Source organism: Streptomyces torulosus (genome assembly GCF_001419765.1).
Classification (GTDB): Bacteria; Actinomycetota; Actinomycetes; order Streptomycetales; family Streptomycetaceae; genus Streptomyces; species Streptomyces torulosus.
The window spans coordinates 1-8,734 of the sequence record NZ_LIRK01000087.1; the positions used below are offsets into that span (position 1 = coordinate 1).

The following is an 8,734-nucleotide window of genomic DNA, read 5'->3' on the forward strand; positions in this document are numbered from 1 at the left end:
GGCGGGGGCTCGAAAGGGGACGCCGCACGTATCCTGAAGGACCGTCGGGACCGACTCCTCGTACCGCCCCGGGCGCCTTCCGGGTGCGGGAGCGATCCCTGCGGGGTACGGATCGTTCCCGGCGGGGGTGGACCCCTCGTCGGAGCCCTCCGCGGAGCCTTGACAGCGAACACGACTACGAAAGCGGCCTGCCATGCGCGTCTACGTCCCCCTGACCCTTCCCGGGCTCGCCGAGGCGTACAAGACGGGGCAGTTGGGGGAGGGGCCGTTCGTCGCGTACGCCGTCACGCCGGCGCTGCGCGAGTGGTACCTGTCCGACGACATCGAGGAGTTGGAGTACGCCGCCCTGAACCGCGCCGCGCTCGCGTCGTTGCGGCTGGTCGCCGTGGAGCCGGGTGCCGTTCGGCGCCGGGTCGTCGTGGCGGTGGACGTGGCCGACCGGGACGCGGTCGCCGATCCCGACCGGGGGCTCGACCCGACGGCGCTCGGCGAGGTGCGGGTCGCCGGGCCGGTGCCGCTGTCCAAGGCGGCGGCCGTGCACGTCGACTCGGCGGAGGCCGAGGTCGAGGTGGCCGAGGCGGCGGACGCGCTCGGCGCGGCGGACCAGGGCGACGACGACGCCCAGTTCATCGTCGACGGCGCGGACGACCACGAGCTGCTGTGGTACGCGACGCAGGAGATCCCGAACCTGGTGGGGCTCGGGGAGTGACACCGACGCCGCGCGGCCGGTGATACGTACGCGTTTGCGGGGTGCGTACTCAAGGTCACGGTGCGTTGTCAGTGGTGAGGGGTAGTTTTTCGGTATGGGGAAGCACGGCGCTGGGGCGCACATCGTCTGGGACTGGAACGGCACGCTGTTCCATGACAACGAGGCGATCATCGGGGCGACGAACGCGGCGTTCGCCGAGCTGGGGATCGAGCCGCTCACCTTGGAGCGGTACCGGGAGCTGTACTGCGTGCCGGTGCCGAAGTTCTACGAGCGGCTGATCGGGAGGCTGCCCACCGATGAGGAGTGGGACGCCATGGACGCCGTCTTCCATCGGTACTACGCCGAGCACCGGGTCGCGTGCGGGCTCACCGACGGGGTGCCCACGCTGCTCGCCGACTGGCGATCCGAGGGGCACAGCCAGTCGATCCTCAGCATGTACGTGCATGAGGAACTCGTTCCGCTGGTACGGGGATTCGGGATCGAGCCGCACTTCATACGGGTAGACGGGCGGCGGGGGCCGTCCGGGGGCAGCAAGGCCGAGCACATGGTGCGGCACCTGCGCCGACTCGTCGGGGTGGAGCCGGAGCGGACCGTCGTGATCGGGGACGCCGCGGACGACGCCGTCGCCGCCCGGCACGTCGGGGCGCGGGCCGTCCTCTACACCGGGGGCTCCCACAGCCGGGCGAGTCTGGAGACGGTGCCCGGGGTGCCCGTGGTGGACACCCTGGAGGAGGCGGTCGTGGAGGCCGAGCGGCTGGCGGCGTAGCGCGTCGCCGACCGGATGACCACCGGCTCGGATGGGCGCCGGTTCCGGCGCCCCCCGCTCATGCCCATAGGCCCTTGGGTCGCGGCTCCTGCCCCCGTCGCCCTCAGGTCGCCGGGGCCTTCGTCCGCAGGACCTTCAGGAACTCGCGCATCCAGCTCGGGTGGTCCGGCCACGCGCGCGCGGAGACCAGGGTGCCGTCGATCACGGTCTCGGTGTCCTGGAAGGTCGCCCCCGCGGACTGCATGTCGAGTTCCAGCGCGGGGTACGCGGTGACGCGGCGCCCGTGGAGCGCGTCCACGGCGGCGGTGAGCAGCGGCCCGTGGCAGATCTGGGCGACCGGCTTGTCGGTGTCGAAGAACGACTTCAGGATCTTGCGCAGCTCCGGGTCGTTGCGGAGGTACTCCGGTGCCCGGCCGCCGGGGATGACGAGGGCTACGTACTGGCCGGGGTCGACCTCGGAGAAGGCCAGGTCCGCGGGCCAGGTGTACCCCGGTTTCTCCGTATAGGTGTCGAAACCGGGCTCGAAGTCATGGACGACGAAGCGGAGCTGCTTGCGGCTGGGGGCCGCGATATGGACCTCGTAGCCCTCTTCCCGCAGGCGCTGGTAGGGGTACAGGACCTCCAGTGACTCGGCCGCGTCACCGGTGATGATGAGGATCTTGGCTGTCATGGCGGGTTCCCCTCGGCCTCGTGGTGGTTCGTCTCGTCGGGGTGTCCTGGGCAACGTGCATCCAGGGTGGGGGTTTGCCAAGGGGGTGTGCGGCGGTGCGGTTCCGGCGCGGGCCTTTCGCCACCTGCTTGGCGGCAGCCTCACCCTCCGATTGTCGCCTCGACCCGTCACCCGGCGCATTCCGGTCACCCGGCGTCCGGCCCCGCCCCCGGGTCGGGCCCCTCCCACGGGAAAAACCCTGGCCGCGCCCTGCCCAGGAGGCACAGTTGAGCGGGAGTATGCTCGGGTGGGCGGGGTGAGTGTGGAGGTCGGGTGGTTGTCTCTGTGTGGAATGTCAAAGTTCTGGCCCCGGTTTTGTACACATACGGCTCATGACGGGGGGCCTGTAAGGAGCGATAGCCTTAGTGGCGTGATCAGCGCGATAGTTCGCGGGGACGTCGTCGTCCCTGCCCCGCGCCCGGTGAGCACGGACGACATCCGTGACCGGGCGGCGGTCGCTGGTCCTTGCGGGCGGGTGGGGGGCCTGAAGGCCCCCGGGGCGCCGAACGAAGTCACCAGGCCGACGCCGAGAGCAGCGTCACACCCCTGTTCGGTGGCCAGAATGGCCGATTACCTCCCGCTCATCTCACCCCGCGGCATAGCGTCGAAGCAGACCGGACACCCCGTGTTGTGCCGTCGCGTCGGAGGGGCCGAGGCCGTACTTCCTTCTACGTCACGCAACGGCGCGCGACAGGAGCCAGAGGACAATGCAGACCAAGCTGGACGAAGCCAAGGCCGAGTTGCTCGAGAGGGCCGCCCGGGTAGCTGAGAACAGCCCGGTCGGGGGGCACCTACCGACTGGGACGACGAGCGAGAGTGCCGAGGGTGCACCGGACACCCCGGACCACGACACCGTGCTCGCGTTCCTCCAGCGCTACTACCTGCACACCGCCCCGGAGGACCTGAGCGGCCGTGACCCGGTCGATGTCTTCGGAGCCGCCTACTCCCACTACCGACTGGCCGAGAACCGCCCTCAGGGCACGGCCAACGTGCGGGTGCACACCCCGACCGTGGAGGAGAACGGCTGGACCTGCAGCCACTCCGTCGTCGAGGTCGTCACCGACGACATGCCCTTCCTCGTCGACTCCGTGACCAATGAGCTGTCACGGCAGGGACGGGGCATCCACGTCGTCATCCACCCGCAGGTCGTCGTCCGCCGCGATGTGACCGGCAAGCTCGTCGAGCTGGTCAGTGAGCCGTCCGCCGTCGCCGCCGCCGCGGCGGCCGTGGCCGCCGGCGAGACGCTGCCGCACGACGCGCACATCGAGTCCTGGATCCACGTCGAGATCGACCGCGAGACCGACCGGGGCGACCTGAAGCAGATCACCAACGACCTGCTGCGGGTGCTGTCCGACGTGCGGGAGGCCGTCGAGGACTGGGAGAAGATGCGGGACGCGGCGCTGCGGATCGCGGAGGGACTGCCCACCGAACCCACCGCCGGCGACCTGTGCGACCAGGAGGTGGAGGAGGCCCGCGAGCTGCTGCGCTGGCTCGCCGACGACCACTTCACCTTCCTCGGGTTCCGCGAGTACGAACTGCGCCCCGACGACACCCTCGCCGCCGTGGCCGGGACCGGGCTCGGCATCCTGCGGGCCGACCCGCACCACGCCGGGCCCGACGACCACCCCGTCAGCTCCTCCTTCGAGCGGCTGCCCGCCGACGCCCGCGCCAAGGCCCGCGAGCACAAGCTCCTCATCCTCACCAAGGCCAACAGCCGCGCCACCGTCCACCGGCCGTCCTACCTCGACTACGTGGGCGTGAAGAAGTTCGACAGCGAGGGGAACGTCGTCGGTGAGCGACGGTTCCTCGGACTGTTCTCCTCGGCCGCCTACACCGAGTCCGTCCGCCGCGTCCCCGTCATCCGGCGCAAGGTCGACGAGGTCCTCAGGGGCGCCGGTTTCTCGCCCAACAGCCACGACGGACGCGACCTGCTCCAGATCCTGGAGACCTACCCGCGCGACGAGCTGTTCCAGACGCCCGCCGACGAGCTGCGGTCCATCGTCACCTCCGTGCTCTACCTCCAGGAACGCCGGCGCCTGCGGCTCTACCTGCGGCAGGACGAGTACGGGCGCTACTACTCCGCCCTCGTCTACCTGCCGCGCGACCGGTACACCACCGGCGTACGGCTGCGGATCATCGACATCCTCAAGGAGGAACTCGGCGGCACCAGCGTCGACTTCACCGCCTGGAACACCGAGTCGATCCTCTCCCGGCTGCACTTCGTCGTCCGCGTCCCGCAGGGCACCCAGCTGCCCCAGCTGACCGACGCCGACAAGGAGCGCGTCGAGGCCCGCCTGGTGGAGGCCGCCCGCTCCTGGGCCGACGGCTTCGGCGAGGCGCTCAACGCCGAACTGGGCGAGGAACGCGCCGCCGAACTGCTGCGCCGCTACCACAACGCCTTCCCCGAGGGCTACAAGGCCGACCACAGCCCCCGCTCCGCCGTCGCCGACCTCGTCAACATCGAACAGCTCGGCGAGGAGGAGGACTTCGCGCTCAGCCTGTACGAGCCCGTGGGCGCCGCGCCCGACGAACGGCGGTTCAAGATCTACCGCAAGGGCGGCTCGGTCTCGCTCTCCGCGGTGCTGCCCGTCCTCAACCGGCTCGGCGTCGAGGTCATCGACGAGCGGCCCTACGAGCTGCGCCGCGAGGACCGTACGACCGCCTGGATCTACGACTTCGGGCTGCGCATGCCCCGGTCGGCGGCCGGCGACTTCCTCGGCGGCGACGCCCGCGAACGCGTGCAGGAGGCGTTCGCCGCCACCTGGACCGGGCAGGCCGAGAACGACGGGTTCAACGCCCTGGTGCTGAGCGCCGGGCTCACCTGGCGGCAGGCCATGGTGCTGCGGGCGTACGCCAAGTACCTGCGGCAGGCCGGGTCCACCTTCAGCCAGGACTACATGGAGGACACCCTCCGCAACAACGTCCACACCACCCGGTTGCTCGTGTCGCTGTTCGAGGCGCGGATGTCGCCCGACCGGCAGCGGGCCGGACGGGAGATCGTCGACGCGCTCCTCGAAGAGGTCGACGCCGCGCTCGACCAGGTGGCCTCCCTCGACGAGGACCGCATCCTGCGGTCCTTCCTCACCGTCATCAAGGCGACGCTGCGCACCAACTTCTTCCAGGAGGCGGCCGGCGGCAAGCCGCACGACTACGTCTCCATGAAGTTCGACCCGCAGGCCATCCCCGACCTGCCGGCGCCGCGCCCGGCGTTCGAGATCTGGGTGTACTCGCCGCGCGTCGAGGGCGTGCACCTGCGGTTCGGGAAGGTCGCCCGCGGTGGACTGCGCTGGTCCGACCGGCGTGAGGACTTCCGCACGGAGATCCTGGGCCTGGTCAAGGCGCAGATGGTCAAGAACACCGTGATCGTGCCGGTCGGCGCCAAGGGCGGCTTCGTCGCCAAGCAGCTGCCCGACCCGTCGGTGGACCGCGACGCCTGGCTCGCCGAGGGCATCCGCAGCTACCGGACCTTCATCTCCGCGCTGCTCGACATCACCGACAACATGGTCGCCGGAGAGGTCGTCCCGCCCGCCGACGTCGTCCGGCACGACGAGGACGACACCTATCTCGTCGTCGCCGCCGACAAGGGCACCGCGACCTTCTCCGACATCGCCAACGAGGTCGCCGAGTCGTACAACTTCTGGCTCGGGGACGCCTTCGCCTCCGGCGGCAGCGCCGGCTACGACCACAAGGGCATGGGCATCACCGCCCGCGGCGCCTGGGAGTCCGTCAAGCGGCACTTCCGGGAGCTGGGCGTCGACACCCAGAGCGAGGACTTCACCGTCGTCGGCATCGGCGACATGTCCGGTGACGTGTTCGGCAACGGCATGCTGCTCAGCGAGCACATCCGGCTGGTCGCCGCCTTCGATCACCGGCACATCTTCATCGACCCCAACCCCGACGCGGCCACCTCGTACGCCGAGCGGCGCCGGATCTTCGAACTCCCGCGCTCCAGCTGGGAGGACTACGACGCCGAGCTGATCTCCGCCGGCGGCGGCGTCTTCCCGCGTACCGCCAAGGCCATCCCGATCAACGGCCACATCCGGGACGCCCTGGGCATCGAGGAGAAGATCTCCAAGATGACCCCGGCCGACCTGATGAAGGCGATCCTCAAGGCGCCGGTCGACCTGCTGTGGAACGGCGGCATCGGGACATACGTCAAGTCCAGCGCCGAGTCGCACGCCGACGTCGGCGACAAGGCCAACGACGCCATCCGCGTCGACGGAGGGGACCTGCGGGTCCAGGTCGTCGGCGAGGGCGGCAACCTCGGCCTGACCCAGCTCGGCCGGATCGAGTTCGCGCAGAACGGCGGACGGGTCAACACCGACGCCATCGACAACAGCGCGGGCGTGGACACCTCCGACCACGAGGTGAACATCAAGATCCTGCTCAACGGCCTGGTCACCGAGGGCGACATGACCGTCAAGCAGCGCAACAAACTGCTCGCGGAGATGACCGACGAGGTCGGCCGGCTGGTCCTGCGCAACAACTACGCGCAGAACACGGCCATCGCCAACGCCCTCGCCCAGTCCAAGGACATGCTCCACGCCCAGCAGCGCTTCATGCGCCACCTGGTCAGGGAGGGCCACCTCGACCGGGCGCTGGAGTTCCTCCCCACCGACCGGCAGATCCGTGAGCGGCTGAACACCGGGCACGGCCTCACCGGGCCGGAGACGGCCGTCCTCCTCGCGTACACGAAGATCACCGTCGCCGAGGAGCTGCTGCACACCTCGCTGCCGGACGACCCGTACCTGCGCACCCTGCTGCACACGTACTTCCCGACCGCGCTGCGCCAGCAGTTCTCCGAGCACATCGACAGCCACCCGCTGAGCCGGGAGATCATCACCACCCTGCTCGTCAACGACACCGTCAACACGGGCGGTACGAGCTTCCTGCACCGGCTGCGAGAGGAGACCGGGGCCTCACTGGAGGAGATCGTCCGGGCGCAGACCGCGTCCCGCGCGATCTTCGGATCCGGCGCGGTGTGGGACGCCGTCGAGGGCCTGGACAACAGGGTCGACGCCGACGTCCAGACCCGGATCCGGCTGCACTCCCGGCGCCTCGTCGAGCGCGGCACGCGCTGGCTGCTCAACAACCGGCCGCAGCCGCTGCAACTGAGCGAGACCATCGCCTTCTTCAAGGACGGCGTGGACCTCGTCTGGGGCGAGCTGCCCAAGCTGCTGCGCGGCGCGGACCTGGAGTGGTACCAGAAGATCTACGACGAGCTGGCCGGCGTCGGCGTCCCCGAGGAACTGGCCACCCGGGTGGCGGGCTTCTCCTCGGCGTTCCCGACGCTCGACATCGTCGCCGTCGCCGACCGGGTCGGCCGGACGCCGATGGAGGTCGCCGAGGTGTACTACGACCTCGCCGACCGGCTGCGCATCACCCAGCTCATGGACCGCATCATCGAGCTGCCGCGCGCCGACCGCTGGCAGTCCATGGCCCGCGCGGCGATCCGCGAGGACCTGTACGCGGCGCACGCCTCCCTCACCGCCGACGTGCTGTCCGCCGGCAACGGCACGTCCACGCCGGAGCAGCGGTTCAAGGTGTGGGAGCAGAAGAACGCGCCGATCCTGGGCCGCGCCCGGACGACGCTGGAGGAGATCCAGGGCTCCGACGCGTTCGACCTGGCCAACCTGTCGGTGGCCATGCGCACGATGCGCACCCTGCTGCGCAGCCACTCGTAGCGCGCACGCGAGGGCACGACGGAAAGGGGGCGCCCCCGGGTTCATCGGAACCCGGGGGCGCCCCCTTCTCTGCCGGACCCGTCAGGTCGTGATCTTCCAGACCGTGACGGTGCCGCGGATGTCGGGCATGTAGTCCTGGTCCTGGGGCGACTTCACCTCGGTGACCTCCCACAGGGCGAGATTGCCGTCACTCGTGATCGTGCAGAGGTAGTCGCCCTTGGCGATCTGCTCGTCCCGGTTGATGGACTCGGCGGACAGGCTGTCGGTGTAGGGGTTCTGGTCCGCGCCCGCGCGGCACTCCTTGTCCGTGGAGCCGTTCGCCTCGCCCATGGAGGTGCCGAACGACACCGCCGAGCCGTCGATGCGCAGTTCCGCGTCCTCGTAGTCCATCTGGGAGCTGGTGGGGTCCACCAGCGGCTGGTCGAGGTCCACGTACGTGGTGTCAAGCCCGGAGTCGGGGCCCCTGACCGTGATCGGCACACTGTCGACGATCTTGGTGTACTTGGCGCCCTCGGCGGGCGGCGCGGAGCCCGTGGGAGTGGTGCCGGTGCCCCCGGTGGTGTCCCCGGAGCCCTGACCGCCGTCCGTTCCCGTCTCCGACTCGGTCGGTGTCGGGCTCGGCTTGTCCTTCTCCTCGTTCTTGGCCTTGTCGCCGCTCGCCGTACTGCTGGAGCCCTTGTTGTCGTCCTTCTTGCCCATCAGGTACACGGCGGCTGTGGCGCCCGAGCCGACCGCCAGGACGAGGACGAGGGCGATGAGGCCGGCCTTCAGACCCCGGCGGCTCTTCTTGGGCGGCGTCGGGGCGGGTGCGGGGGCCTGCGGGGTGAGGTTGTACGTCTGGGCGGCGGGCTGCGGGTAGCCGTAGC

Annotated in this window: 4 protein-coding genes and 1 pseudogene; 3 read left to right on the plus strand and 2 right to left on the minus strand. The window is 70.2% G+C overall.

What is annotated here, in order from left to right; all coding sequences use genetic code 11:
* Window positions 1–193 precede the first annotated feature (193 nt).
* Together AOK23_RS07200 and AOK23_RS07205 are read left to right on the plus strand one after the other, a co-directional pair.
* Window positions 194–709 carry a DUF6912 family protein gene (locus tag AOK23_RS07200; RefSeq protein ID WP_055711911.1) on the plus strand — a complete coding sequence of 172 codons (516 nt, stop codon included), beginning with the start codon at window positions 194–196 and terminating at the stop codon, window positions 707–709.
* Between the two features lie 94 nt (window positions 710–803).
* Window positions 804–1,475 carry an HAD family hydrolase gene (locus AOK23_RS07205; protein ID WP_055711912.1) on the plus strand — a complete coding sequence of 224 codons (672 nt, stop codon included), beginning with the start codon at window positions 804–806 and terminating at the stop codon, window positions 1,473–1,475.
* 103 nt (window positions 1,476–1,578) lie between these two features.
* On the opposite strand, the gene AOK23_RS07210 is transcribed toward AOK23_RS07205, so the two are convergent.
* Window positions 1,579–2,145 carry a DJ-1/PfpI family protein gene (locus AOK23_RS07210; RefSeq protein WP_055522898.1) on the minus strand — a complete coding sequence of 189 codons (567 nt, stop codon included), beginning with the start codon at window positions 2,143–2,145 and terminating at the stop codon, window positions 1,579–1,581.
* Window positions 2,146–2,891: 746 nt separating this feature from the next.
* Between AOK23_RS07210 and AOK23_RS07215 the strand changes: the two genes are divergently transcribed.
* Complete coding sequence (locus AOK23_RS07215; RefSeq protein WP_055711913.1) at window positions 2,892–7,868, plus strand: NAD-glutamate dehydrogenase; 4,977 nt, start codon at window positions 2,892–2,894, stop codon at window positions 7,866–7,868.
* Between the two features lie 81 nt (window positions 7,869–7,949).
* Here the strand turns inward: AOK23_RS07215 and AOK23_RS07220 are convergent.
* Window positions 7,950–8,734 (minus strand): annotated as a pseudogene (locus AOK23_RS07220) (serine/threonine protein kinase); the annotation flags it as partial.